The organism is Microcoleus sp. AT8-B5 (genome assembly GCF_036705565.1).
GTDB lineage: Bacteria > Cyanobacteriota > Cyanobacteriia > Cyanobacteriales > Microcoleaceae > Microcoleus.
Map to the genome: position 1 here is coordinate 93,541 of NZ_JAUBUY010000001.1, position 24,552 is coordinate 118,092.

The 24,552-nt window shown below is 45.5% G+C and carries 20 protein-coding genes; 10 read left to right on the forward strand and 10 right to left on the reverse strand.

The window, feature by feature from the left end; translation table 11 throughout:
- The first annotated feature begins 351 nt into the window (after positions 1-351).
- The gene (locus QUB39_RS00430) at positions 352-1,365 is read left to right on the forward strand and encodes a glycoside hydrolase family 104 protein (RefSeq protein WP_333209052.1); all 1,014 of its coding nucleotides are present in this window, start codon (positions 352-354) and stop codon (positions 1,363-1,365) included.
- A gap of 221 nt (positions 1,366-1,586) precedes the next feature.
- Here the strand turns inward: QUB39_RS00430 and QUB39_RS00435 are convergent, their stop codons facing one another.
- From QUB39_RS00435 to QUB39_RS00445, 3 genes are all read right to left on the reverse strand, one after another.
- Complete coding sequence (locus QUB39_RS00435) at positions 1,587-2,303, reverse strand: DevA family ABC transporter ATP-binding protein (protein WP_333484968.1); 717 nt, start codon at positions 2,301-2,303, stop codon at positions 1,587-1,589.
- Between the two features lie 387 nt (positions 2,304-2,690).
- A complete protein-coding gene (gene devC / locus QUB39_RS00440; protein ID WP_333484969.1) occupies positions 2,691-3,875 on the reverse strand; it encodes an ABC transporter permease DevC in 1,185 nt (394 codons plus the stop codon).
- 149 nt (positions 3,876-4,024) lie between these two features.
- A complete protein-coding gene (locus tag QUB39_RS00445) occupies positions 4,025-5,452 on the reverse strand; it encodes an HlyD family efflux transporter periplasmic adaptor subunit (RefSeq protein ID WP_333374336.1) in 1,428 nt (475 codons plus the stop codon).
- Between the two features lie 115 nt (positions 5,453-5,567).
- On the opposite strand from QUB39_RS00445, the gene QUB39_RS00450 reads away from it, so the two are divergent.
- Positions 5,568-6,176 carry a TetR/AcrR family transcriptional regulator gene (locus QUB39_RS00450; RefSeq protein ID WP_333484970.1) on the forward strand — a complete coding sequence of 203 codons (609 nt, stop codon included), beginning with the start codon at positions 5,568-5,570 and terminating at the stop codon, positions 6,174-6,176.
- A gap of 84 nt (positions 6,177-6,260) precedes the next feature.
- Here the strand turns inward: QUB39_RS00450 and QUB39_RS00455 are convergent, their stop codons facing one another.
- The gene (locus QUB39_RS00455; RefSeq protein WP_333055401.1) at positions 6,261-6,548 is read right to left on the reverse strand and encodes a hypothetical protein; all 288 of its coding nucleotides are present in this window, start codon (positions 6,546-6,548) and stop codon (positions 6,261-6,263) included.
- Between the two features lie 112 nt (positions 6,549-6,660).
- Positions 6,661-6,807, reverse strand: coding sequence for a hypothetical protein (locus tag QUB39_RS00460; protein WP_333055399.1), 147 nt, complete (start codon positions 6,805-6,807; stop codon positions 6,661-6,663).
- A 127-nt stretch (positions 6,808-6,934) separates the two neighbouring features.
- Between QUB39_RS00460 and QUB39_RS00465 the strand changes: the two genes are divergently transcribed.
- Entirely contained in the window at positions 6,935-8,140 is a 1,206-nt protein-coding gene (locus QUB39_RS00465; RefSeq protein ID WP_333055397.1) for a transposase, read from the forward strand.
- Between the two features lie 20 nt (positions 8,141-8,160).
- Here the strand turns inward: QUB39_RS00465 and QUB39_RS00470 are convergent, their stop codons facing one another.
- Positions 8,161-8,454, reverse strand: coding sequence for a hypothetical protein (locus QUB39_RS00470; protein ID WP_333055396.1), 294 nt, complete (start codon positions 8,452-8,454; stop codon positions 8,161-8,163).
- A gap of 179 nt (positions 8,455-8,633) precedes the next feature.
- The gene (locus QUB39_RS00475) at positions 8,634-10,145 is read right to left on the reverse strand and encodes a mechanosensitive ion channel domain-containing protein (protein ID WP_333209061.1); all 1,512 of its coding nucleotides are present in this window, start codon (positions 10,143-10,145) and stop codon (positions 8,634-8,636) included.
- Positions 10,146-11,126: 981 nt separating this feature from the next.
- On the opposite strand from QUB39_RS00475, the gene QUB39_RS00480 reads away from it, so the two are divergent.
- The gene (locus QUB39_RS00480; protein ID WP_333484971.1) at positions 11,127-15,599 is read left to right on the forward strand and encodes a PAS domain S-box protein; all 4,473 of its coding nucleotides are present in this window, start codon (positions 11,127-11,129) and stop codon (positions 15,597-15,599) included.
- A 5-nt stretch (positions 15,600-15,604) separates the two neighbouring features.
- Positions 15,605-16,933 (forward strand): response regulator, encoded by a 1,329-nt coding sequence (locus QUB39_RS00485; protein ID WP_333055391.1) that lies wholly within the window; start codon positions 15,605-15,607, stop codon positions 16,931-16,933.
- Positions 16,934-17,080: 147 nt separating this feature from the next.
- Here QUB39_RS00485 and hpsU read toward each other — a convergent pair whose 3' ends face one another.
- Positions 17,081-17,758 carry a hormogonium polysaccharide biosynthesis acetyltransferase HpsU gene (gene hpsU / locus QUB39_RS00490; protein ID WP_333055390.1) on the reverse strand — a complete coding sequence of 226 codons (678 nt, stop codon included), beginning with the start codon at positions 17,756-17,758 and terminating at the stop codon, positions 17,081-17,083.
- Between the two features lie 55 nt (positions 17,759-17,813).
- Between hpsU and QUB39_RS00495 the strand changes: the two genes are divergently transcribed.
- Positions 17,814-18,608, forward strand: a complete 795-nt coding sequence (locus tag QUB39_RS00495) for a cation diffusion facilitator family transporter (protein ID WP_333055388.1) — start codon at positions 17,814-17,816, stop codon at positions 18,606-18,608.
- A gap of 67 nt (positions 18,609-18,675) precedes the next feature.
- On the opposite strand, the gene QUB39_RS00500 is transcribed toward QUB39_RS00495, so the two are convergent.
- Positions 18,676-19,611, reverse strand: coding sequence for a glycosyltransferase family 2 protein (locus tag QUB39_RS00500; protein ID WP_333209095.1), 936 nt, complete (start codon positions 19,609-19,611; stop codon positions 18,676-18,678).
- Between QUB39_RS00500 and QUB39_RS00505 the strand changes: the two genes are divergently transcribed.
- Complete coding sequence (locus QUB39_RS00505; RefSeq protein WP_333055490.1) at positions 19,520-19,738, forward strand: hypothetical protein; 219 nt, start codon at positions 19,520-19,522, stop codon at positions 19,736-19,738. The genes QUB39_RS00500 and QUB39_RS00505 overlap by 92 nt on opposite strands.
- On the opposite strand, the gene QUB39_RS00510 is transcribed toward QUB39_RS00505, so the two are convergent.
- Positions 19,735-20,706 (reverse strand): glycosyltransferase family 2 protein, encoded by a 972-nt coding sequence (locus tag QUB39_RS00510; protein WP_333055386.1) that lies wholly within the window; start codon positions 20,704-20,706, stop codon positions 19,735-19,737. The genes QUB39_RS00505 and QUB39_RS00510 overlap by 4 nt on opposite strands.
- Positions 20,707-21,015: 309 nt before the next feature.
- Here QUB39_RS00510 and cobU point away from each other — a divergent pair, with 309 nt between their 5' ends.
- The 3 genes from cobU to QUB39_RS00525 all read left to right on the forward strand — a co-directional run bounded on the left by cobU (position 21,016) and on the right by QUB39_RS00525 (position 24,437).
- On the forward strand, positions 21,016-21,591 hold the full coding sequence (gene cobU, locus QUB39_RS00515) for a bifunctional adenosylcobinamide kinase/adenosylcobinamide-phosphate guanylyltransferase (RefSeq protein WP_333055385.1): 576 nt from the start codon (positions 21,016-21,018) through the stop codon (positions 21,589-21,591).
- A 276-nt stretch (positions 21,592-21,867) separates the two neighbouring features.
- Positions 21,868-22,290, forward strand: a complete 423-nt coding sequence (locus QUB39_RS00520; protein ID WP_333055383.1) for a hypothetical protein — start codon at positions 21,868-21,870, stop codon at positions 22,288-22,290.
- 77 nt (positions 22,291-22,367) lie between these two features.
- Positions 22,368-24,437 (forward strand): AarF/ABC1/UbiB kinase family protein, encoded by a 2,070-nt coding sequence (locus QUB39_RS00525; RefSeq protein ID WP_333055381.1) that lies wholly within the window; start codon positions 22,368-22,370, stop codon positions 24,435-24,437.
- The last annotated feature ends 115 nt before the right edge of the window (positions 24,438-24,552 follow it).

The window sequence follows — 24,552 nt, forward strand, 5'->3', positions numbered from 1 at the left end:
AATGCCAGCACCTTGAAACCTATGTCAGTTGGGACGGCGAGACCTGTGGAATCACTAAATTTTAGACTCAACCCATCGCCAAATCTGCCCGTGAACTTGACCGGGCGAACACTTAGTAGTATCACTGGATATGGTTGAAACCAGTTTATCTTGATCCCTGTCGCTCCCCTTCGGTGATGACCGAAAAATTTGAAGTTTGCGATCGCCCCGAAAGAGATTTTTTTCCTTGCCAGTCCCCAATTTCAAAGGTGAAACCAATCTCAAGTCCACAAACTGGGATATTTCAACCTGAACTGATATCAGGAGGTACTTTTGTACGCATCAAAACATCTGGGAAGCCACCTGCTCCCTATGTCAGACATGGAGCTAATTCGCCTGTGGGTAAACCGCAAATCCCCCCGCAACCGGCGCTTTAGCTGGCAGGCGGCCAACCATTTTCGAGTGTTTGTCGCAAAACCGCTGGCACAAGTTACTCTGACTGATGTCGAGACTTTCGCAGCAGCGATGAGAGCTCGGAAACTTCCACCGCGTTTCTACCAGCAAACCTTGCTAGCGCTGAAATCGCTGTTCGCCTTCGGCCAGCAAACGAAAATTTTGCCCGCAACACTCCCCCTTCACCGGTGGCCGGTTCTGCGCCGGAATCGGTCTAAACGCCTTCGTTTTCAACTCTCTTGGGGTTTCTTAATCTGTTTGTGCTTTTTCTTAGGTAGAATGACGCCGAGACTGTGGGGACAATCGGTCTCGGCAGGAAGCTCGCCCGCCCCGAAACGGCTGCCGGAAGTTGCGACGATCGACTCACCAGACAAACGAGAGAATAACATCGATCGCGATCGATCGCCCGAAACTCCAACCCAGAATTCACCAGAGCCCAGACTCGATAGCAGACTCGATAACATCAGCCCCGAACGTCGAGTCAAAGCCTTTCTCGACACCATCGCAGCCGCCGAAGGAACCGCTAGCCCCGACGGCTACCGCACCCAGTACACCGGCACGAAATTTGTCAGCTTTCAAGATCATCCCAGAGAAATGAGGTGCGGCCGTCGCTACGGCAAAAAACTCTGTTCCGACGCAGCGGGGCGATATCAGTTTCTCAGCACCACTTGGGACAGATTTGCCAAAAAATTTGGCGTCCGCGATTTCAGCCCAGAAAATCAAGATTGGATGGCTATAGAGTTAATCCGAGAAAAAGGTGCATTAGAAGATATAGAAGCGGGTCGATTGGAGCCAGCAGTCAGAAAACTCGCTTACATCTGGCCTTCTTTTCGCCGTTATGGTGGTTCTGTAGAATCGTCGATGCCCAAACTCGAAGCAATGTACCTGCAAAATTTGGGAATTTACCGGCAAGGATTGGTGGTTAGCAATTAGTCAAAAGTTCAAGGACGAGTTTAGATTCGAGTTTGGGAATTTTGGATTAAATTTTGACATCCAAAATTGAAAATGGGGTAGTTATGGGTGATGTCTATTCCGGTTGTATCGAAATGATTAAACCACAGAGGGCACAGAGGACACAGAGAAAGAGAAGAGAGAGATAATAATTCCGATGTCAACGGATTAGATAGGATGTCTATTCTTCGGAAATTTAAAAATTAGGCTAATTTTCCATCTTCCATGTGAACGATGCGATCGGCAATATCTAAAATTCGGTTATCGTGGGTTACTAACAGAATAGTACAACCCTGTTCTTTGGCTAGTTGCTGCATCAAATTCACCACTTCGCGACCGGATTTGCTGTCCAGGGCGGCTGTTGGTTCGTCAGCTAAAACAATTTGCGGTTGACTGACCAAAGCGCGGGCGATCGCAACTCTTTGTTTTTGTCCTCCAGACAAATCATCTGGATAATAGTTAATCCGCTGTTCCAGTCCTACTAACTCTAGCATTTTTGCAGAGCGATCGCGCATTTGGGAACGCGACAAATTCCCGTGAACTTCCAAACCCATCTGCACGTTTTGTAGCGCTGTCAAACTGCGATGCAAGTTGTGCGCCTGAAAAATATAGCCAATTTTGCGTCGCGCCTTTACCAATTGGTCTGAACTCGCATGGCACATTTCTTGACCGATTATTTTGAGACTTCCCGATTGACCGGATCTCAGTCCGCCAATCAAAGTTAAAAGCGTAGTTTTTCCAGAACCAGAAGGCCCCGTCATCAGCACGATTTCACCTGCATTAATGTCGAGATTAATGTCAAAAAGTACCTGTTTTCGCAGTTGACCTTGACCGAAGTAGTGGTCGAGTTGGTGCGCGGAAATTATAGGTGAAGGAATCTGTAAGGCGTTGGTTGTCGGGTCGAGAGTAGTAGAATTCATAACTTCTTGGTTTGAGGTTTGAGATTGAATGATTCATCGCTTACATCGCCTAAATAGCCGAGTAAAAAGAAGAAAATAAGTTGACAAAAAATATGTTGGCACTCAGGAATTTCTACCAAATTTAGCTTTAATACCCCTTTATTTTTTAGTCTGCGGAGGCGGACTTCATTTGTGTAGGAAAGGTTTCAATCACCGAGTATGATAAAGTGTTTTATAACCCGGATTTAGTGTCCTTCAGACTCACTTATATCATGTCCGGTCGAGCGACCTCGATTTTTGTAGGGGCGGGTTCACCAACAATACCGGCCAATAATTGACCATCTCAAAAACCCGCTCCGACCGGAATATTATGGTTAATCGTGAGGACATGATATTCTTCATTTTCCCTTAAAACATATCTGCTGGATCTGCTGATTGCAGCTTGCGAGTGGCAATTGCTCCCGAAATAGTACACATAATCACGTTCAAAAGTAATACTATAAATGCTCTAATCAGCGTCATATAAAGCGGTAAATTTGTAGCTTGGCGAGTTAAAGAGTAGAGTCCGAAAGAAACTCCTACTCCTGGCAAAAAACCGAGGACAGAAAGAATTAGAGCTTGTTCAAAAACGATGCCCAGTAAATAAACATTGCGGTAGCCCATCGCTTTGAAAGTAGCGTATTCTCCCATGTGGTCGCTGACATCGGTTGAGAGAACTTGATAAACAATAATGACACCAACTACAAAACCCATCGCGACGCCTAAATTAAACACAAAGCCGATCGCAGTATTCTTAGCCCAATAGTTTTTCTCAAAATCGATAAATTCTTGTTTTGTTAATACCTTGACATCCGGCGGCAAATATGCTTTTAAAACTTGTTGAACTTCCACGGGGTCAGCACCCGGTTGCAGTTGAATTAATCCGGCATTAACACTCGCGGCGTTTTGTCTCGCAAACAGGCGCAGGTAATTTTGATCGCTAGTCATCAAAATACCGTCGGCGGCAAAAGATGCTCCAACTGTGAATAAACCGCTGACGTTAATCCTGCGCCGCTCTACCTCAGCTTTAACAGCTTTTCCTCGATCGATTTGCGCGATCGTCCCTTGGTAATCTCCCCTAGAAGCTCGATCGAACAACACGGTATCCGGCAATTTAATCGCGTTCAAATTTTGGTTAACTTCGGGAAGCGCAAACGCAGGGCGATTCGGATTGAAACCCACCACCATCAGCGACGTTTCGCGCCGAGTTTCGGGATTTTTCCAGTTAGCAATTTTCACGTAAAGCGGTTCGGCTGATTTCACGCCCGGTACGTTCATTGCTTGATACAATCGGCGCCTGGGGAAGGAAGACAAATTAATCAAATTTCGCGCTTGGGGGTGAATCAAAACTAAGTCTGTTTGCAAGCTTTGGTGCAGCCGCGTATTGCTGGTGTAAAGCGCATTTTGAAAGCCCAACTGCATGAACATCAAAACGTCAGCAAAGGCAATTCCTGCTACTGCAACGAGCATTCGCCCTTTGTCGTGACTCAGTTGCAGCCATCCGAGGGAAGTTCTGCGTCTTAATTGTTCTAAGGGTTTGATTAGTGCAATCATAGGATTTTAGATTTTAGATTTTGGATTTTGGATTAAAGACAGCAACCTGATGTTGGAACAATTCTTAATCTTTAATAATTAAGTCAGAATGATTCATCTCTCTATTCTCTTCCTCTGTGTCCTCAGCGCTCTCTGTGGTTAAAAAATTCTTAATCCTTAATTTCCCCGATCGCCACCTTGACTTGCAAATTGGTTAATCCCGCTACTTTCTGGCTGGAAGCTTCATCTAAGCGCACTTTTACTTCCACAATTCGACTATCAATATTCGCAGAAGGATCGGTGTTAACAATGTTTTGCCGCTGCACTTGCAAACCAATATGTTCGACAGTTCCCCGCAATTCGCCGGTCAAAGCATCGCTAGTAATTTTGGCGGTTTGTCCGAGGCGTACTTTGTCCACATCGCTTTCGTAGATTTCCGCAACAGCCAGCATCTCGCGAGTTTGTCCGAGTTCGACAATGCCGTCGTTTCCCACTTTTTCCCCCGGATGCGTATGAATTTTCAGGACTTGGGCGTCTCTGGGAGCACGGATGTAAGCTAGATCCAGATTGGCTTTGGCTTGTTTGGCGGCTGAAGCGGCGGCACTGACTTCGGCGGCGGCGGCTGCTATGTCAACGGGACGCACTTCGGCGATGCGATCGAGATTTGCCACGGCTTCATTAATCTGCTGTTGTCGAGATTGCTCAACTTGGCTGAGTTTGGCTTGGGCTTCGTTAATTTGCTGTTGGCGAGATTGTTGAATTTGATTTAATTTGGCTTGGGCTTCGTTAATTTGCTGTTGGCGGGATTCCTGAATTTGATTTAGTTTTGCCTTTCCTTCGTTGAGTTGCTGTTGAGTTGTTTCGGCGGCGAGGCTTTTGCTGTCGCTAGTTGAGGCGGAAATTGCTCCCTGTTTATACAGTTGGGAGTAGCGCCGATCCTCGCTTTGGGCGTTGCGGAGTTCGGCTTGTAGACGGGCAATTGCGGCTTTTTGGGTTTGAATTTCCCCTTGCTGTTCGGCCCTGATGCGAGCAATTGTGGCTTGTTGCGCTGCGATTTCGGTGCTGCGATCGACTTCTAGGCGGCTGACGATCGCCTGTTGCGCTGCGATCTCGTTGCTGCGATCGGCAGATAAACGGCTAATAGTCGCTTTCTGGGCTTGAATTTCGCCGTTTTTGGCTCCAGCTTTGACTTTTGCTAGGTTTGCTTCGGCGACGCGCACTTGTTCTTGAGCTTGGTCGAGGGCGGCTTGCAGGCGATCGCGACTATCCAAAATTGCGATCGCCTGACCTGTTTTCACCCTGTCTCCCTCTTTAACTAAGAGTCGATCGATCCGGTTTCCTTCCGCCGCGCCGGAGGCGGAGACTTTAATTACTTCTCCTCTGGGTTCGAGTCGTCCCAAGGCTGTAACTGTTGTTAATTGGGATGCTGTGACGGCTGCTGCTGCGGCTACTGCGTTCGGATCGGGTATGCGCGATCGCCAGATCGTGTAGCCTGTGGTTCCCGCTGCCCCCAGGGTTGCTACTGCTGCCACAACTAGGAGTTTTTTAACTAGGGATGGATTTGAGGATAAGCCGTCCGCTGTTGGTTGGTGTACCATGACATACCTCTTTGTGAGAAAATAAAACTAAACGGTTTAGTTACGATGTCTCCTAATACTAAACCGTTCAGCATAATAATGTCAAGCTCCCAAATAAAAATTACAGAAGCAAGGTATGGCAAGGACAAAACCGATCGAACCAGACGCAGCAGGAGGTGACAAGAGCGAGCAAATCCTGCAAGGTGCGATGCAAGAATTTTTAGCCCACGGCTACGCGGGCACGAGTATGGACAAGGTAGCGAAGACGGGGGGAGTGTCCAAAGCCACGGTTTACAGCTATTTTCAAGATAAAGAGGGATTGTTTGCGGCTTTGGTACAGCGACTGGCGCGAAAAAAAGTCCATTTTACAGTGCTGGATGAAGAACCTGCCGTAGCGCTGCGATTCGCTGCCACAACTATATTGGATCAGGCGACCCAGGAACCAGAATATCTCAATTTTGTGAGGTTAGTGATTGCGGAGTCAGGGCGTTTTCCCCAGCTCGCGCAGACTTTTGTGAGAAACTTAGCTAAACCGGGTATCGAGCGGCTAGCGGAATATTTGGCATCGCATCCAGAGTTAAAATTGCCCGATCCGGAGGCAACGGCGCGAATTTTTATCGGATCTTTGGTATATTTTCAGTTAATGCAGCATATGATGCACGGTAAAGAGATTATCCCAATGGAGCGCGATCGACTGATCGATGGTCTGCTGCATTTGATTTTAGGGCCGGAGTCCAATTCCTAAGTGCGACAAAATCTAGGATTTTTTTTCGAGAATCATTTAAATGCCATAAAGAGCGAGATCCCTTTATGGCTGCGATCGCAGGTTTTAGTCAGGTGTTTTTCCTAACCTTTCCCTCAATTCCTCCGCCGATAACTGCGGCAGTTGTTCTACAAACAATGTCAATTCTGCCACAGGCAATGCCAATAAATTAGTAACTGCAGCAGGCAGAAGATCGCCCAATTCAGGCGATCGTATTTGCAAGACACTTTCAGCCAACAATTTCACTGCTGATTCCCGCCCAGATTCATCGACTGTTAACATCGATATTGCCAGCAACAGCACTGTAAATTCCGCCGCCGCCAACTTGGATATTGGAGATAGAAAAAGTGCCATTTTTGGACTTAATTCTCCAAATCTAACTCGCAGAAAGTTTTCTAAGGATCGTCGATTAAATAACTTCGTAGGTTGGGTTGAGGAACGAAACCCAACCTACAAAAAATGCAAGTTATTTAATTCTCATTCCTAATATTAAGCGCTGTTGTTCTTGTCGGCCTTGTTCTAGTCCTTGTTCTAGTCCTTGTTCTAGTCCTTGTTCTCTAGCTTGTTGCTGTGCTGCTTGTATTTGTTGTTGAAAAAGTGGTGCAATGGCCATAATTAACTCCCGCTCTTCTGGCTCTAATACTTGTGGCGCATCGGTTACTAAAATAATTGGGTTTAAAGCCCCGTCCTTGTAGGACGGCTTTCTGTGTTATACTTACGCTGACACGACAAGCGTAACTATGTTGGTATTTGAGGCAAAACTTGAGGGGACGAAGCAACAGTACGAGAGGCTAGACGAAGCCATCCGCACCGCTCGCTTCGTTCGCAATAGCTGTCTGAGATACTGGCTCGACAACTTGGGAATCGGCAAGTACGAGTTAAGCGCCTACTGCGCTGTCCTAGCCAAAGAATTTCCTTGGGCTGCTAAACTCAACTCTCAAGCGCGTCAGGCTTCTGCCGAAAGAGCTTGGTCTGCAATTGCGCGGTTCTACGACAACTGCAAAAAAAGCACACCAGGGAAAAAGGGCTTCCCGCGTTTTAAAAAACATCAGACGCACGACTCTGTTGAATATAAAACAACAGGCTATAAGTTGTCGGATGATAGACGTACTATCACTTTCACTGATGGGTTTGAAGCCGGAAGTTTTAAGTTGTGGGGAACTCGCGACTTGCACTTCTACCAATTAAAGCAGCTTAAGCGCGTGCGTGTTGTTCGTAGAGCCGACGGTTACTACGTTCAGTTTTTGATCGACCAAGAACGACTAGAAAAGAGAACGCCAACTGGTAAAACACTAGGTTTGGACGTTGGTTTGACTCACTTCTACACAGATTCAGACGGTCAAACAATTGAAAACCCGCGTCATCTGAGAAAGTCCGAGAAAGCTCTCAAACGACTGAATCGGCGTCTTTCGAGAACAAAAAAAGGCTCCAAAAATAAAGCCAAAGCAAGAAACCGATTAAGTAGAAAACACCTCAAAGTAAGTAGACAACGTAAAGATTTTGCCGTGAAATTGGCAAGATGCGTAATCCAGTCTAGCGACTTGGTTGCCTACGAAGATTTGCAGGTGCGAAATATGGTCAAAAATAGAAAGCTAGCTAAATCTATTTCGGATGCTGCATGGTCTGCTTTCCGTCAATGGTTGGAATATTTCGGCAAAGTGTTTGGAGTGGTAACAGTTGCTGTACCACCGCACTACACTTCGCAAAATTGTTCTAACTGTGGGGAAATCGTCAAAAAGTCTTTGAGTCAAAGAACGCACCGCTGCCAACATTGCGGTGTTGTACTCTTACGTGACTGGAATGCCGCAATCAACATACTTGAGTTAGGACTTCGTACCGTGGGGCACACGGAAACGTTAAACGCCTCTGGAGACATCGACCGCTGCATTGGTGAGGCAACTCCTCAATGTAAGTCGAGTCGTGGAAAGAGGAAGCCTAAACAGTGATGTTTAGAATCCCCGACCGTTTACGGCGGGGAGGATGTCAATAAATTTGATTGTAACCGATACAGCAATTCTAGCGCGATAATCCGCAACGGATCGTCTGTTGCTAAAGCGCTTAATTGGGAAATAGCCCTTTGCTGCACTCCCCCTTTGCCCAAAATCCTCAACCACAGAGTTTCTGGAGTTTCGGGCAACTGGTGAATCGCCACAATTGCAGTCCGCAAAGATTCCCCCAAGAAATAAATTCCCTGCATCCAATTCTCTGTGTCTGGTATCGCATTAAAGCTATCTACCAATGCTTTCGATGCTGTGGGCATCGATCGATTTTAGATTTTAGATTTTAGATTTTAGATTGAAGAAAGTGAAGTAAACATCGATTTATCGGACTTCAGAAGCCACATCGCGGCCGATATTAACCGTTCCGAGCGGTGACAGCAATTCCTCCAGGTATTCTTTGGCAAAGAGATCGTGAATAAATCGCGTCATAGAAATTATTTCAAACAGTAAATATATCTTTTAGCCGTTTTCTCACCCATTCTACAGGATTTTCATCCTCTTCTGCTGCATCTACCAATTCCATTTCTCGCAATAATTGCTGTCTCTCGCTGAGTTCTTCTTTGTGTTTGACTATTTCTTTAATAATCTGTTCAGATAAATCCGGTCGTTCAGTTAAAACTTTCTGGAAACCTTCTTTATTGATGGCAAACAAAATTGTTTCTTCCAAAGCTCTTACCGAAGCAGTTCTGGGGATTCCCAACATTAAAGAAAGTTCACCGAGAAACTGACCACTACCGAGGTTATTCAGATGTTTGTCAATAGCTGCTACAAAAACTTCGACTGAACCTGAAAGAATCATGTAAAAAGCATCTCCGGGGTCGTTTTCGTGAAACAAATATTCTTGCGATCGCAGCCGTTTCCGGTATCCAACTTCAATCAATTGCCGCAATTCAAGGTCAGTCAGGTTTTCAAAGTATTCCACCTCTCGTAGCAAACAGCTAAGCGACGATGGCTTTTTCAGTTTCTCTGCAAAAATAGGCGGTTTTTGCTCATTTTCTGAGTAACTGTTCGGGAGGTCAATTGCAGTTTCTTTTTTGTTAAACATGGACAACAGAACTTCGGGATTTTGCAAATAAATTTCACGGTCATTGAACGGAAATTCGATTTTATGCTGGCGGAAATTGTATTCAATTGCAAAATTCAAAGAACTTTTAATTATTTCTCTTTCAGTCGGCTTGTCCGTCCAAACTAAAAGTTCAAATTTAAAACTATCATCACCAAACTCGACAAACAATACTTTCGGATTCGGTTCGTACAATACTCCAGCTTCTGCGTAAGCAATATTTAACAGAGTTTCTGTCACTAACAGGGGGTTACTATTCTCGGCTACTTCTACGGGAACTCGCAGACAGAGTAGGGAATTTTCGTAACTCCAGTTAACAATTTTGTTGCTAATCATTTTGCTGTTGGGAACAATGACGCTAGAGTCTTCAGTAGTTTGGATGATGGTCGATCGAATCGAGATTTTTTTGACGATTCCCATTAATCCTTCTAATTCCACAAAGTCTCCGACTTTAACCGGCCTGTCTAAAAGCAGCGTTAAGCCGCTGACAAAATTAGTTGTTAAATCTTGGATTCCGAAGCCAATTCCGACTCCCAATCCCCCCGCAACTACTGCAAAAGAAGCGAGGTTGAAGCCGATGCTTTGGATGGCGACTATTACTCCTAAAGCTACTATTAAATACCCAATAATTACTGCGATGGCTTCCCTGTTTCCCTCGTCAATTCCCAGTCTGACTAGCAAGCGTTCCTTCAGGAAATTCGTAAATGAGCGTGCTATGACAAGGATAGCCATAAACAACACTATTAGTTCTACCAGTGACTGCAGGGATACTGGATTGTCACCTATTTTAAATAGGGTAGCTGTAAATATTTGCGATATCTGTGTCAACACTTCTTCTGGTATTGTATTCAATTTAAATTCCGGGAATAAGGTTTTTTGTGTGGTCATTTTTAAGGAGAGGAGTAAAAAATAAAGTCCTCAGTACCCAATGTAAAAATCAAATACTGAACTCGTTATCATAAATTTTAACCTATTTTTATGGTAAAAAAACTTAAGTCGTTACATAGAGATGTTGTTCCTCATACTACGCAGTTATCCCTATTGCCAATTTTTCGGATACTTGGTCTTCGCAGGCCTGGGGTTAGTGTGCCACTTTTTCGCGTTCTGAGAGCCGACTCATCTATTATTAAAGCGCTCTAGTAACTTTAGTGAATATTAACTCGATTCGAGTTTATCATACTCTCCACTATTTTTTTTTGAAGTCCCGTTATCAAGTTAAGCAGGGATTATTCAATGACTCTTTAAGTGGACAAGTCAAATATCCAAGTATTACAATGACTTTAACTGGTGGGAGAGATATTGCTATTACTCTGCCAGTTGCGTCCGTTTTATGTATTATCTAAGTAAAAATTTAACGGATCTAGCTAAAATTGATAACGTTTCAAGAATACTTGGCATTCTACCGATATGGGGGACGAAATATAACTTAATCGCATTTGTCAATCCGTAATTTTACTTAAAATATTGCTTGTTTAGGAGTGGAAAATTGGCGATTTGAGGGTAGGTGGACATAAATATGGCGCGAGACATGATTGCTCGATCGCCCAAATCAAAGTTGTCCACCCAAAACCTGAGTAAAGGCTGAGCATAATTACTGATTGACAAATGCTTCCCTAGGTTAAGTTGTCATCAATGTTCTACCGATAGGATTGATTAGCAATAGAATTGATGAGAAATAGAAATACTTGGCGATACATCCGAATAATTAAAAAACATAGTGTCGCAAGGGATACATATCTCGCAGATTGAAAGCCTAATAGTCGCGCTACTGAACGTTTTATTCAGTACCCAAATTGGAGGCAACGAAAACCTTGCGATCGCACAATTGGACAGAAGTTCTAGAATAAAAGCTGAAATGCACGAGCCAACATGAGCAAATTCCCACCAGAGAAAACCCAACCGCCACAGCAAGAGAGCACAACAGCAGAGGTATTGCGACAGGCTCACTTCGAGGCTTTTTTTGCTGCTGCGAATGCCGGACTGATGATTTTAGACCGCCAACTCCGGTACGTCCAAATTAACGAAGCTATGGCCGAGATCAATGGCATTTGTGTGGCAGATCATATTGGTAGGTCGCTGTGTGAAGTGCTGCCAGAATTGGCTGCGAATCTGGGACCAATTTTGCAAGAAATTCTGGATACGGGCAAGCCAATTCTCGACTATGAAGTAGTGGGTGAAACTCCGAGACAACCGGGCCTCCTGCGCTACTGGCAAGCATCTTACTATCCTTTGCGGGATGAAAATGACCTGGTTTTTGGTGTTGGTGCCCTTGTGATTGAAATTACCGATCGCAAGCGGGCAGAACAAAAGCAGGCACGACTGACGGCCATTTTGGAAGCAACTTCCGACTTAGTAGGAGTTTCTGATACGACAGGGCATAGCGTCTATCTCAACAAAGCCGGACAGGAAATGCTGGGGATGTCCCCAGAGGAAGCACGAGCTTCGTTTAGTATAGATTCTGTGTTAGCTCCCTCAGCAACGGCAAAATTCCACAACGAAGTAATTCCCACCGCCTTGCGAGAGGGCCGGTGGACTGGTGAAACTCTGTTTTTGTCATGCGATGGGGAAGAAATTCCAGTCTCCCAGGTTTTGATCGTTCACAAAACCGCAGCGGGTGAAGTCGAGTTTATCTCCACTATTGCGCGGGATATTCGCGATCGCAAAAAAGCAGAGGAAGAACGGCAATTGCTCGCTACAACGATCGAGAACAGCCGTGACTTTATTGGCGTTGCCTCAATGGATGGTCGCCCGATGCTAGTGAATCAGGCTGGTCTGGATTTGGTGGGACTCAGCAGTTTGGACGAAGCCAAAACCAAACACATGAACGACTTTTTCATGGCAGAAGATTTGGACTTTGTACAGCAGTTTATTATGCCTGCAATAATGCAAGAGGGAAGTTGGCGGAGTGATTTCCGCTTCAGACATTTCGTGACAGGTGAACCCATCGCGGTAGATTACACCCTATTTTTGATCAAAGATCCAGAGACTAATGAACCCATAGGAATTGCCACTATTACGCGGGATATTCGCGATCGCAAAATCGCAGAAGATGTCCTGAAACAAAGTGAAGAAAGATTTCGTTCTTTGATCGAAGCTACCGCTCAAATTATTTGGATCGCTAATGCTGAGGGCGAATTGGCCAGCGAGCAACCTACTTTATGTGCATTTACAGGACAGACATTTGATGATTACAAGGGAGGGGGTGGGCTCAACGCTATCCATCCAGACGATCGCTCGTCTATTGCCACTGCCTGGTCAACTGCTGTTGCTAATCGATCGCTCTATGAAGTTGAATTTCGTATGCGCCGTCATGACGGGGTATATCGGTACATGAGTTGTCGTGGTGTACCAATTCTGAACGCGGATGGTTCAATTCGGGAATGGATTGGAGCTAATACAGATATTACCGATCGCAAGCAAGCAGAAGAAGCTCTGCGCCAACAGCAAGCTGCGCTGCGCGATCGCAACGTCTTGCTGAGCTCTATTTTGGAAAGTACGCCAGACATAATTGTGGTTAAAGACCGGGAAGGCCGATATGTTGCCCTTAATTCCGAGGTCGCAAAATCCTTTTACGGTAGACCCATTGAGGAAATTATCGGTAAAGATGATTCGGAACTCCTTCCTCCGGCTGCCGCCGTTGCAATAATGGCAAAAGACCGCCAGATCATGGAAGCAGGCCTTACTGAAAGCTACGAAGAAGAGGTTTTCAATGGTAAAGAGAATACTTCTTTTTTAACCACAAAAGCCCCTTGGCGGGACGCTCAGGGCAATATTATCGGCCTGATCGCCATAGCACGAAACATTAACGATCGCAAACAAATGGAAGCAGAGTTGCGCGATCGTAATGCACTGCTCAAATCTATTTTGGAAAGTACACCAGACTTCATTGTCGTTAAAGATCGGGAAGGTCGTCATGTTGCCCTTAACTCCAATTTGGCAAACTTCATAGGCAAGCCCATTGAGGAAATCATCGGCAAAGATGATTTGGAATTACTGCCGCCTGACACGGCCCGTGCAATTATGGCAAAAGATCGCCAACTCATGGCAGCAGGAATCACTGAGAGTTACGAGGAAGATGTCTTTCATGGTGAGACCACCGGGACTTTTTTTACTACAAAAGCTCCTTGGCGGGATGCTAAGGGTAATATCCTGGGCATCATCGCCACAACACGAGATATTAGCGATCGCAAAAAAGTCGAGCAAACACTCCGTCAAACCCTAGAAATACTAGACTTAGCCAGCGATGGTATCATTATTCGGGATATGGATGACCGCATCATATACTGGAACCAAGGTGCAGAAAAGCTCTATGGTTGGACAAAAGCCCAAGTAGTCGGGGAGTACATTCACACCTGCTTGGAAACAGCCTTTCCTAAACCGTTAGAAATCGTAAGGGCAGAGTTTTTCCAGCAGGGAAGTTGGGAAGGAGAAGTGCAGCACACCACCAGCGATCGTCGGCAGATTATTGTGGCAAGTCGCTGGACATTACAGCGCGATGGGGAAGGAAAGCCTTGTGCCCAACTCGAAATTAATAATGACATTAGCGATCGCAAACAAGCAGAAGATGCTATCAAACAAAGCGAAGAACGCTATCGATCGCTAATAGTTGCCACATCCCAAATTGTCTGGACAGCGGATGCTGAAGGAAGATGCCCGGATCTACCGAGTTGGAGAGCTTACACCGGACAAACCGAAGCTGAGGTAATTGGTTTTGGCTGGTTAGATGCAATTCACCCGGACGATTCCGAACGAACCAATCAAGTCTGGCTCGAAGCAGTGCAAACGAGAAGCCTGTATGACATAGAATATCAACTCCGCGGAGCGGATGGAAACTATCGTTATTTTCAAGTTAGAGGGGTGCCAATTCTGAATGAAGATGGCAGCATCCGGGAGTGGGTTGGCACTTGCACCGATATCCACGATCGCAAACAAGCGGAATTCGTAATGGCAAAAGCCAGGGAAGCCGCAGAAGCAGCTAGTCGGGCAAAAAGTGAATTCCTTGCTAACATGAGCCATGAATTGCGGACTCCGCTTAATGGCATCATGGGCTACGCGCAGATTCTTCAGCGTTCCAAAGTCTTGAATGAAGAAGAGCGATCGCGCATTGATGTTATTTATCAGTGCGGTTCCCATTTACTGACCTTAATCAATGATATTCTCGACTTGTCGAAGATTGAAGCACAGAAAGTGGAACTAATGCCCACGGATTTTCATTTCCCGGCGTTCCTGCAAGGTGTCGCAGAAATGTGTCGTATCCGAGCTGAACTAAAGGGAATTCACTTTCATTTTCCATCAAGCCCCGAACTGCCGATCGGGATTCGTGCGGATGAAAAACGCTTGCGACAAGTCTTAATTAATCTTTTAAGCAACGCTATTAAATTTACGGATGAGGGCAGTGTTACTTTTATAGTCAGTTTTGCCACAGAAGAAAAAATTCGCTTTGAAATACGCGATACAGGTACCGGCATTGCACAGGATCAACTCCAAGCTATCTTTCAGCCCTTCGAGCAGGTAGGCGATCGCAGACGGCAGACGGAAGGCACGGGATTGGGACTGGCAATTAGCCAAAGGATTGTAGAACTAATGGGCAGTACCATTCAAGTTCAAAGTGAGATTAATGTTGGCAGTATTTTCTGGTTTGATGTCAATCTATCTCAAGCCGATGAATGGGTTAAAACATCTCAAATCGACCATCGCGGGCAGATTATCGGCATCAAACACCGCCAACCTAAGATTGTGGTTATTGATGACAAATGGGCTAACCGTTCGGTCATTAGCAATTTGCTCAGTCCGCTCGGCTTTGAGGTGTCTGAAGCGAACGATGGGCAGGAAGGCTGGGAAAAAATTCTAGAAGTGCAGCCAGATTTAATTGTTACCGATTTATTAATGCCCGAACTCGATGGCTTCGAGGTGATTAAGCGGGTTCGAGAATCGGAAAATTTCAAAGACACCGTTATTATTGTCTCTTCTGCCAGCGTATTTGAAACCGATCAATACAGAAGTTTAGAAGCAGGAGGTAATGCCTTTATTCCCAAACCTATTCAGGCAACAGAGCTCCTGCAAAAATTACAACAGTATCTGGATTTGGAATGGGTTTATGAAGCTAATGAAGATCCACAGGCGATCGCATCAGACACCGATGAGCTAATTCCCCCGCCTGCTACACAAATGGAAATGCTATACGAACTGGCTATGAAGGGAAATTTCCTAGAAATAGTTAAGCAGGCGGTATTACTGGAACAAATAGATCCCCAATACATTCCCTTTGCTAAAAGATTGCATCAAATGGCAAAAGACTTTCAAGACGAAGAGATTTTAACGTTTATTCAGTCCTACAAGTAAGGTTTATGAATTCAGAAATTCAAGCAAATGGTACAATCCTTATAGTTGATGACAATTCAGCCAACTTGGGTGTCTTATCTGATGCCTTAAGTCAGGAAGGATTTGAAGTTCGGGTCGCGAAATCTGGAAAGATGGCACTAGAGCGAGTCAAATATGCTCTCCCAGATCTAATCTTGCTAGATGTCATGATGCCAGAAATTGATGGATTTGAAACCTGTCGTCGATTACAGGCTAATCCAGAAACTAAACAGATTCCCATTATATTTATGACTGCGCTCTCGGATACGGCTAATAAAGTTGAGGGTTTTAAGCTTGGGGCTGTAGATTATATTACCAAACCTTTCCAACAGGAGGAAGTATTAGCTCGCGTCAAGCTGCATTTAAAGCTTCATGTTTTAACTGAGAAGTTAGAAGAAAATAATACATTATTGGAGCAAAAAGTTTTAGAAGTGAGCCAAGCCTATGAAGATTTAAAACAACTGCAACTTAAGTTAATTCAAAGCGAGAAGATGTCCGGATTAGGGCAAATGGCGGCTGGGATTGCTCATGAAATAAACAACCCTATAAATTTCATCTCTGGCAATCTGGGTTATGCCCAAGAGTACGCTCACAACTTACTAAAAATAATACATCTCTATCAAGAAGATTATGTAAATCCCACCCCTCGGATTCAAGCAGCAATGGATGAAATAGAACTGGAATTTGTGGAGGAAGATTTTATCAAAGTTCTTAACTCAATCAACTTAGGAACGCAGCGCATCCAGGAGATTGTTAAGTCTATGCGAATCTTTTCTCGCCTAGATGAGGCAGAGGTGAAATCTGTAAATATTCATGAAGGAATTGATAGTACACTCACCATCCTGCATCATCGTTTAAAAGCAAAACCAGAGCATCCTGAGATTGAATTAATAAAAAAGTACGGTCAGCTTCCACCAGTAGAATGTCATGCCGGACAATTAAATCAAGTGTTTATGAATATTATTTCCAATGCCATTGATGCTTTAGAGGAATCGAATCAGCAGCGTTCTTTTGCAGAAGTGAAACAACACAAGAACCGCATTCAAATTGCTACAAAAGTAATTGATGAGAATTGGGTGGCTATTCATATTAGTGACAACGGTCGGGGAGTTTGCGAAAGTTTAAAGCCGAAACTATTTGACCCTTTTTTTACCACGAAACCTATCGGTAAAGGAACTGGGTTGGGGTTATCTATCAGTTACCAAATTATCGTTGAAAAGCATGGGGGCAGATTATACTGCCAGCCTGGATTAGGAAAGGGAATAGAATTCGTCATTGAAATTCCTATTCGGCAGCAAGCTTGTAAAGCTGCTTAGTTTCCTGGTACAATGTCTCTTAGGAATGAGAATTAAATAACTTCCACTCTTGAAAGTGGGATGGGCGTCCCGCCCGTCATGAGTGGACGGGCGGGACGCCCATCCCACAATAACAATTAAAATTGTAAGTTATTTAATTCGCGATCCTTACGAACTTTGGTTAATTTCTCGCTGACAGCGGGGACGACAAGGTGTTCCTGTGCAAATAAAGCCTGCAGGCATATTTTTAAAGACGCTGCTGCGAGCTCCGATTAAAGCGTTAGCACCGATTTCGACACCAGGGCCAATGAAGCAGTCGGCGGCAATCCAAACGCCGTTATTAATGATCGCAGGTGCTGTTATTAAGCCAAAGGCGGGGTCTTGAGGGTCATGAGTGCCGGTGCAGAGGTAGCTTTTTTGAGAAATGACGCAGTGTTTGCCGATCGCAATTCGATCCAGACTGTACAATACAACATCATCTCCGATCCAACTGTAATCGCCGATGGCAATTTTCCAAGGATAGGTAAAACGAGCCGTGGGACGAATGATCACACCCCGACCTATTTTCGCTCCAAATAACCGCAGCAAGCCGCTTCTGATGCGATTAAAAGGGTGTGGAGTGAGAGGAAAGGCGATCGCCTGCACCAACCACCAAACTAAAATTAGCCAAGTAGGCTTTCCTCGATCAAACTTTGATTGGTCGTACAGCCGCAAATCAACCAAAGATTCGCCTGTCAAAGTATTTGCGTGATTGTCGCTAATTGGACGATCGTTTATTTGAGAATTTGGGGAATTTGCGATCGAATTTTCCGGATCTTGGTGGGGATTTGGTATATAATCGGTCATTGATAGTTAATTTAATGTTTAATTTAAAATCGAGTTTAACCTTAAGGACTGCTGCATGACATTTCTAGTTAGGGACAATTTTGACTCGAAAAACGCCAAGGATATCGCACAATGCGAGAAGACAAATCCCAGAATTGGCAAAGTGCGACTTTTACAAACAGCATTGGTACTGCTTAGCAGCTTTTTTGTAGCAGAGTTAATCGCCGCACTTAATTCTCATAGTTTGTCCCTATTAGCAGATGCGGGTCACGTTTTTTCAGATGTAGCAGCTTTAGCAATAACTTTGACAGCGACTTGGTACTCGTCACGAAAAAGAAGTAAATCGGTGGATTGTGCGATCGCACAATCGCCAATTCCTGAACGAGGAGAAATCATTGCTGCTTTAATTAATAGTATCAGTTTAGTAGCGATCGCCCTTTGGATTGCCGCAGAGTCGATCGCCCGTTTGCAGTCCCCAACACCCGAAGTAGAAGGACTCCCGATGTTAATTACCGCCATAGTCGGTTTAAGCATCAACTCGATCAATGCTTGTTGCTTGCATTCCTGCTGTCACGGTGACTTAAATCTCAAAAGCGCCTTTCTGCACGCAGTCGCCGACATTTTTTCATCGGTTGGAGTAATTTTAGCTGCGATCGCCGTAGCGTGGCTGCACTGGAATTGGGCTGACGGCTTAATTAGCTTGCTAGTCTCTGCATCAATTATTTTATTAACTCTACCATTGCTAATAGAAAGCATCCAATTGCTGCTGGGAAAAGTATCAGCAATATCCGCCAGTCAACAGCCTTGTGATTGCGAAAAAGTGAGCGCAGAAAAATTGCTTTTTCCATCCCTCGAAGAACTTATTAAATGAAAATGTCTCAAGCCACTCGCTATGGGCTGGCTTTCCTAATTCCCAATTCCCCCATGCTTCCAAAATATTAAGGCAATTTAACTTCGGTCTCCTGAGTGATAACTACTGGCGGCGACAGAGTAGGCTCAGGTTCTGCCACATTTAACTGACCGCCACAACAACGCAACTCGTAAAGTTTTGCATTAATTTGATACTCATATTGACTCAATAACCTTGCATAAATATAGCCAGCTTTGCCATCCAAAAAGCCGAGCTGAATGAAGTAAAATAAAATAAATCTGAGCATTGGTTTAAAAGGCAGCCGCACCCAAACTTTTTTGAGAAATCGCTTCCGCTGCACTGCATCTCCAAATAGGTGAGCGCCAATAGTGCCGCTGTCGTCGCGGCCTTCAATAATATTGTAATAAACGCGAGCTTCCCAATTAGAATAGCGGTTATGCCGTTCTATCCAGTGAAATAAATCGCGATAATCCTCGTGGATCATGTCATTTTTTAAGTAGCCGACTTGACCGGCTAAAATTACGTGTTCGTGAACTTCGTTGTCGCCAGTATTGGGGACGGATTCAGTGCCGAGATTTTCGTAACGTCCTTTTTGATGCTTGAACAAACGCAAATTCCAGTCGGGATATCGGCCGCCGTAACGCAGCCACTGACCTAAAAAGAAGACTTTGCGGTTGAGGTAGTAGCCGTCAAAATTGGGGTCTTCGATCGCCTGCGCGATTTCGTCCCAAAGTTCCGGGGGAATGCGCTCGTCGCAATCGACAATTAATACCCATTCGTTGCGAAAGGGCAGATTGTCCAATGACCAATTTTTCTTTTTCGGCCAGCGGTTGTCGAAGTAGAATTGCACTACTTTGGCGCCGGTGCTGATGGCAATTTCTACGGTGCGATCGCTGCTTTGGGAATCAACCATGAAAACTTCATCCGCCCTAGCAATGCTGGCCAGACACGCTGGTAGATTAAGTTCTTCGTCTTTTGCCGGAATGAGAACTGAAACCGGAATCTTGGATGAACTAGATGTCATAATCGAGTGCTTGAACCTGAATGCGGTCGAGTTTTTTGTGGATGAAGTGCGATCGGCACAGCAGGGCCGACGACTTGAGCAGCGAGGGATATTGCCTATAGCCTAATGCCTGCTGGTCGATTTCGGTGCAAAAATCAGGCCGCGGATGGCTGCGATCAAATAACCGATTTGACCCCAGGCAAAAACGAAATTTTCAAAGCGCAGCCCTGGATCTCTAATATATTTAAAAGACTTCCAGACACCCCTCAAGATTCTTTCACCCCCCCACCCAAGCTGAGCAATACCGGCTCGATCGGACAATTGTTCGCGATAACACTCGCTGATGCCTTGCCACCACCCGCGCTCTAGAAACCAAGCTTTGTTGAGCCTTTCTGTCGCGACATGGTGAAGCACCAGGGCCTCCGGTAGATAAACTACTTGCCAACCTAACTCTAAAGCTAATTCTGTGGCCCGCAACTCTTCATTTGACAGCAATTTTGTGCCGACTCTACCGAGTTTGACATCGAAGCCGCCAATTTGTTCGAGAAAAGCGCGCCGGATTGAGTAGTTTACTCCCCTGGGAGTCAAACCGGCAGCAGTCACGTATAGGTAAGTATCGCCTAAATCGTATGATCCCAAGTTCTGGGCCAATCCCGGTGACAGCCATTCGGGCGGGCTGACTCCCGAAGGCCAGAGCAAATTTACTTTGCCACCAGCTACGGCGAGTTTTTGATTGCTTTGATAAGCCGCGTGCAGCACCCTGAGCCAATTGGGCTCAGCAATAGCGTCGTCGTCGAGATAAGCTAATATTTCACTGCCAGCTTCCTTTGCGCCGGTGTTCCGGGCTACTGACAGACCGATTTCCGGCTCCCAGACGTACTTGAGGCGCCGATCGCCCTGTCTTGCTTCTACCACCTCGCGGGTGCGCGAAGTCGAACTTTCGGGGCTTGCATAATCGCTAGAAGCGTTATCCACTACTACTACTTCAAAGTTGTCGGGAAAATCCTGTACCAGCAAGCTGTCGATCGCCCCACCTAAATAGGCGGCGCGATTGTGGGTGCAAATAATCGCTGATATCTGAGGACGATCTGGCATAAATAACAGCTTGGGAAATACGGGGGTTCTCGATCGACTTACTCTGATCTTGTCTCATCAATGCTATTATCGCTTAAAAAGCATTTGGTAGTTAGCCGTTTAAATCATAATTGGTAATTGCTAATTGGGAATTGGCAATTGGGAATTATGTTTAATCCTTTGTATGTTACCCCGCCCAAAGAAGGGAGACAAGCCCGCAACATTAGTCGCGAGCAGCCCAAAAATTTTAACCAAACTTCAATCTCCCAAAATCATTTGTTGTGGAGTAAATCTAAAATCTAAAATCTAAAATCTAAAATCGACTGACTAATGAGTAACTCAGAACCCACCACATCTAGACAATTAATCTTAGTAACTGGGCCGGCCCGAAGTGGCAAAAGTGAATGGGCCGAAACTCTGGCGGCGGGTTCGGGAAAACAAGTAATTTATGTGGCTACCGGTCAGGTTGATGAAGCTGATTTGGAGTGGATTCGTCGCCTCGAACAGCACCGAAATCGCCGTCGGGTTGATTGGAAAACTCTAGAAGTGCCGATCGACTTGTCAGCAGTTGTGCAAGCCAGCAAGCCCTCAGATTGCTTGTTGATTGATTCTCTGGGAACTTGGACGGCGAATCTTTTGGAACAAGAAGCGGCTGTTTGGGCGACTACGCAGCAAGATTTGCTCGCCTGTTTGAAGTCGGCGGCGGCTGATGTAATTTTGGTAGGGGAAGAAACCGGATGGGGTGTTGTGCCTGCTTATCCGGCGGGGCGGCTGTTTCGCGATCGCCTCGGCACTCTCGTGCGCCACATCGGGGCGATCGCCGATACTGTTTATCTCGCCACCGGAGGTTACGCCTTGAATCTCACCGCTTTGGGTACGCCACTGCCGCCTGTAGCGAAAAATTAACAGCCAGAGTCGCGATCGACAAGAGAGAAAAAATATCGGTTTCCCGAACGACAATTTTAACTAAAAATCAGCTATGATTTTAACTAAGATTGAAAAATCAAGAGTCATATAAATTAGTAAAAAAACCTAATCCCTAGGGGGGAAGCCCAACAATTAGACATGAGGAATAGCCGAATTTTGAAATTATGTAAAAGATAAAATGTCTCTTAAGAAAGAGTGGTGATTTCAAATTCAAAGTCTAAAATAATCAATTAGTTGAAGGGTTGACTAAAAGTTATGGCATCAGATAGTGAAGTAAGAAAATATATTGCTTACTGGTTTCAGTTAGGCAAAAAAGTATTAATTCGCAACGGTTCCGAAGCGCTGGAGCCCAAATCGGTAAATGCGGGCGATCGCTACAGCCAGGAATTTGAAGACTGCTGGCAAAAAATCATCTCCCGCGACAGCGGAGACTGTTACCTCGAAGGCACAAACGAAACAATTGCCCAACTGCTGACGCCAGCTTGGGAAATCAGTCCCTGCGCGCGCTGCGCTATGCCCGTAGTGTTCAAACAAACCGGAATGCCCCCGGAGTTCTGTCCCTGTAACGACTTACCGAACTGGCCCGATACCGAAATGCCCCAACCTCGATCGCCCGTCAGCAGCCAATCGCAACTATCAGGCATTCGCGATCGACTCCAAAGATCCAGCGGCGAGTAAGTATATAAGAAGGAAGAAGGGTCTTCTTCCTTAAATTGTTACAATATATTTACAATGCTTCACACTAGGTCTGATTTATGAATGTCAAGACAGTATCGCCAGCCTCCCCGCCAACTTATGTAAATTCAGGGACTCAGGCTGTACTAAGCAATCTCCAAGATGCAAATACAATTCCCCTGCAAGCAGTACCAGTATCACTAGAGACGGAGCACGTAACGGACGATCGGCTCAAATCAGCCAGAGACATAGCTTTCGAGTTAGCCGGAGATGCTGTTCGGTACGATCCAGTGGCGATCGCAGCCCAGTACCGAAATCGACCTCTACAAGTCTGGGGAAGGCTGTCGAGCGTTGTTTGGACATTTTTTAGCTTTGCCTTCAGTGTGTGGTTCGACGGCAAAACAGGTCGTACCGCCACCAACGAAAAGCGCCGCGCCGTCCGACTGCGAGAAATTCTGGGTCAACTCGGCCCAGCTTTCATCAAAATCGGACAAGCACTCTCAACACGCCCCGACTTAGTACCGCCAGTATATTTAGAAGAACTAACAACGCTGCAAGACCAATTGCCAGCATTTCCCAACGAAGTAGCATATCAATTCATCCAAGAAGAATTGGGCGCCCACCCCAAAGACATCTACGCAGAAATCAGCCCCGATCCGATCGCAGCAGCATCTCTCGGACAAGTCTACAAAGGCAAACTCAAAACCGGAGAAACAGTCGCAATCAAAGTCCAGCGACCGGGTTTAGCCGAAAACATCGGCTTAGATATTTACATCCTGCGGCGCGTTGCAGTTTGGGCGCAAAACACCTTCAAAATAATTCGCAGTGACCTCGCAGCAATTATGGACGAGTTGGGCGAGCGCATTTACGAAGAAATGGACTACACCCACGAAGGTCAAAATGCCGAACGGTTTGCCCAACTATACGGCCACATCAAAGACATTTATGTTCCCAGCATCTACTGGGAATATACCCGCCGCCGCGTCTTAACAATGGAGTGGATCACCGGCATCAAACTTACGAATTTAGAGGCCGTTAAAGCTCAAGGAATCGACGCTCCTTACTTAATTGAAGTGGGGGTGCAGTGCTCTCTCAGACAACTTCTAGAACACGGTTTCTTTCACGCCGATCCGCATCCCGGCAATCTTTTGGCAACTCCTGACGGTCAATTAGCTTATCTCGATTTCGGGATGATGAGCGAAGTTAAACCTTATCAGCGATACGGCTTGTTGGAAGCTGTGGTGCATTTGGTGAACCGCGACTTTGAAGGTTTAGCAAAAGATTATGTCAAGTTGGAGTTTTTAACGCCAGATACGGATTTAACGCCAATTATTCCAGCTTTGGCGGGGGTATTTAACAATGCTTTGGGTGCTAGCGTTGCCGAACTCAATTTCAAAAGCATTACTGACGAACTTTCGGCGGTGATGTACGAATATCCTTTCCGGGTTCCAGCTTACTATGCTTTGATTATTCGATCGCTCGTCACGTTAGAAGGGATTGCCATTAATGTCGATCCAGAATTCAAAGTGTTGAGCAAAGCCTATCCTTACGTTGCAAAACGGCTGTTGAGCGACCCCGCACCGGAATTGAGAGCATCCCTGCAAGATTTGCTGTTCAAACAAGGCGAATTCCGCTGGAACCGCTTAGAAAACTTGCTCAACAATGCCCGCGAGAGCGAGGATTACGATGTCAGCAAAATCTTGAACCAAGCATTAGAATATTTATTTTCCGAAAGAGGAGATTTCATTCGCGATCGTATTGTCCTCGAATTAGTCAAAAGTCTCGACACACTTTCCAGCAACGCCTTTGCTAACGCCAAAGCAGTCGTCGGCGAATGGTTTGGAGTCAAGGCAAATCAACCTGTGGTTTCACCAACTGAACAAAAAAACCTACAACACATCAAACGGATTTGGGATATTTTGCAATCAACTCCCGGTTTTGACGGGATGAAAGTATTGCAGCTTCTTCCGCAGTTATTGGTGAAACCCCAAGTGCAGAATATGGGGCAGAAAGTAGTCGGCGGTTTAGCTCAAAGAGCAGTTGCTAGGGTTATTCGCGAGTTTTTGCTTTCGCAGGAACCGGATGCGATTCCCGTGAATGGAAGCTACCCTAAAACTTCGCCTCAGTTGTCTTTACCTGCGGCGAAGTAGTTATATCATGTCAGGCGAATTGACCATAATTCCTGTAGGGGCGGGTTCACCAATATCTACAATAGAAACGAGAGATTCTGTAAACCCGCCCCAGCTTTTGAGCGTGCTCGATCGA

What these genes read in the sequence shown, in the direction of transcription:
- QUB39_RS00430 (WP_333209052.1), top strand. Translation starts at nt 352, where the DNA reads ATGTCAGACATGGAGCTAATTCGCCTGTGGGTAAACCGCAAATCCCCC.
- QUB39_RS00435 (WP_333484968.1), bottom strand. Translation starts at nt 2,303, where the DNA reads ATGAATTCTACTACTCTCGACCCGACAACCAACGCCTTACAGATTCCT.
- devC (WP_333484969.1), bottom strand. Translation starts at nt 3,875, where the DNA reads ATGATTGCACTAATCAAACCCTTAGAACAATTAAGACGCAGAACTTCC.
- QUB39_RS00445 (WP_333374336.1), bottom strand. Translation starts at nt 5,452, where the DNA reads ATGGTACACCAACCAACAGCGGACGGCTTATCCTCAAATCCATCCCTA.
- QUB39_RS00450 (WP_333484970.1), top strand. Translation starts at nt 5,568, where the DNA reads ATGGCAAGGACAAAACCGATCGAACCAGACGCAGCAGGAGGTGACAAG.
- QUB39_RS00455 (WP_333055401.1), bottom strand. Translation starts at nt 6,548, where the DNA reads ATGGCACTTTTTCTATCTCCAATATCCAAGTTGGCGGCGGCGGAATTT.
- QUB39_RS00460 (WP_333055399.1), bottom strand. Translation starts at nt 6,807, where the DNA reads ATGGCCATTGCACCACTTTTTCAACAACAAATACAAGCAGCACAGCAA.
- QUB39_RS00465 (WP_333055397.1), top strand. Translation starts at nt 6,935, where the DNA reads ATGTTGGTATTTGAGGCAAAACTTGAGGGGACGAAGCAACAGTACGAG.
- QUB39_RS00470 (WP_333055396.1), bottom strand. Translation starts at nt 8,454, where the DNA reads ATGCCCACAGCATCGAAAGCATTGGTAGATAGCTTTAATGCGATACCA.
- QUB39_RS00475 (WP_333209061.1), bottom strand. Translation starts at nt 10,145, where the DNA reads ATGACCACACAAAAAACCTTATTCCCGGAATTTAAATTGAATACAATA.
- QUB39_RS00480 (WP_333484971.1), top strand. Translation starts at nt 11,127, where the DNA reads ATGAGCAAATTCCCACCAGAGAAAACCCAACCGCCACAGCAAGAGAGC.
- QUB39_RS00485 (WP_333055391.1), top strand. Translation starts at nt 15,605, where the DNA reads ATGAATTCAGAAATTCAAGCAAATGGTACAATCCTTATAGTTGATGAC.
- hpsU (WP_333055390.1), bottom strand. Translation starts at nt 17,758, where the DNA reads ATGACCGATTATATACCAAATCCCCACCAAGATCCGGAAAATTCGATC.
- QUB39_RS00495 (WP_333055388.1), top strand. Translation starts at nt 17,814, where the DNA reads ATGACATTTCTAGTTAGGGACAATTTTGACTCGAAAAACGCCAAGGAT.
- QUB39_RS00505 (WP_333055490.1), top strand. Translation starts at nt 19,520, where the DNA reads ATGAAAACTTCATCCGCCCTAGCAATGCTGGCCAGACACGCTGGTAGA.
- QUB39_RS00510 (WP_333055386.1), bottom strand. Translation starts at nt 20,706, where the DNA reads ATGCCAGATCGTCCTCAGATATCAGCGATTATTTGCACCCACAATCGC.
- cobU (WP_333055385.1), top strand. Translation starts at nt 21,016, where the DNA reads ATGAGTAACTCAGAACCCACCACATCTAGACAATTAATCTTAGTAACT.
- QUB39_RS00520 (WP_333055383.1), top strand. Translation starts at nt 21,868, where the DNA reads ATGGCATCAGATAGTGAAGTAAGAAAATATATTGCTTACTGGTTTCAG.
- QUB39_RS00525 (WP_333055381.1), top strand. Translation starts at nt 22,368, where the DNA reads ATGAATGTCAAGACAGTATCGCCAGCCTCCCCGCCAACTTATGTAAAT.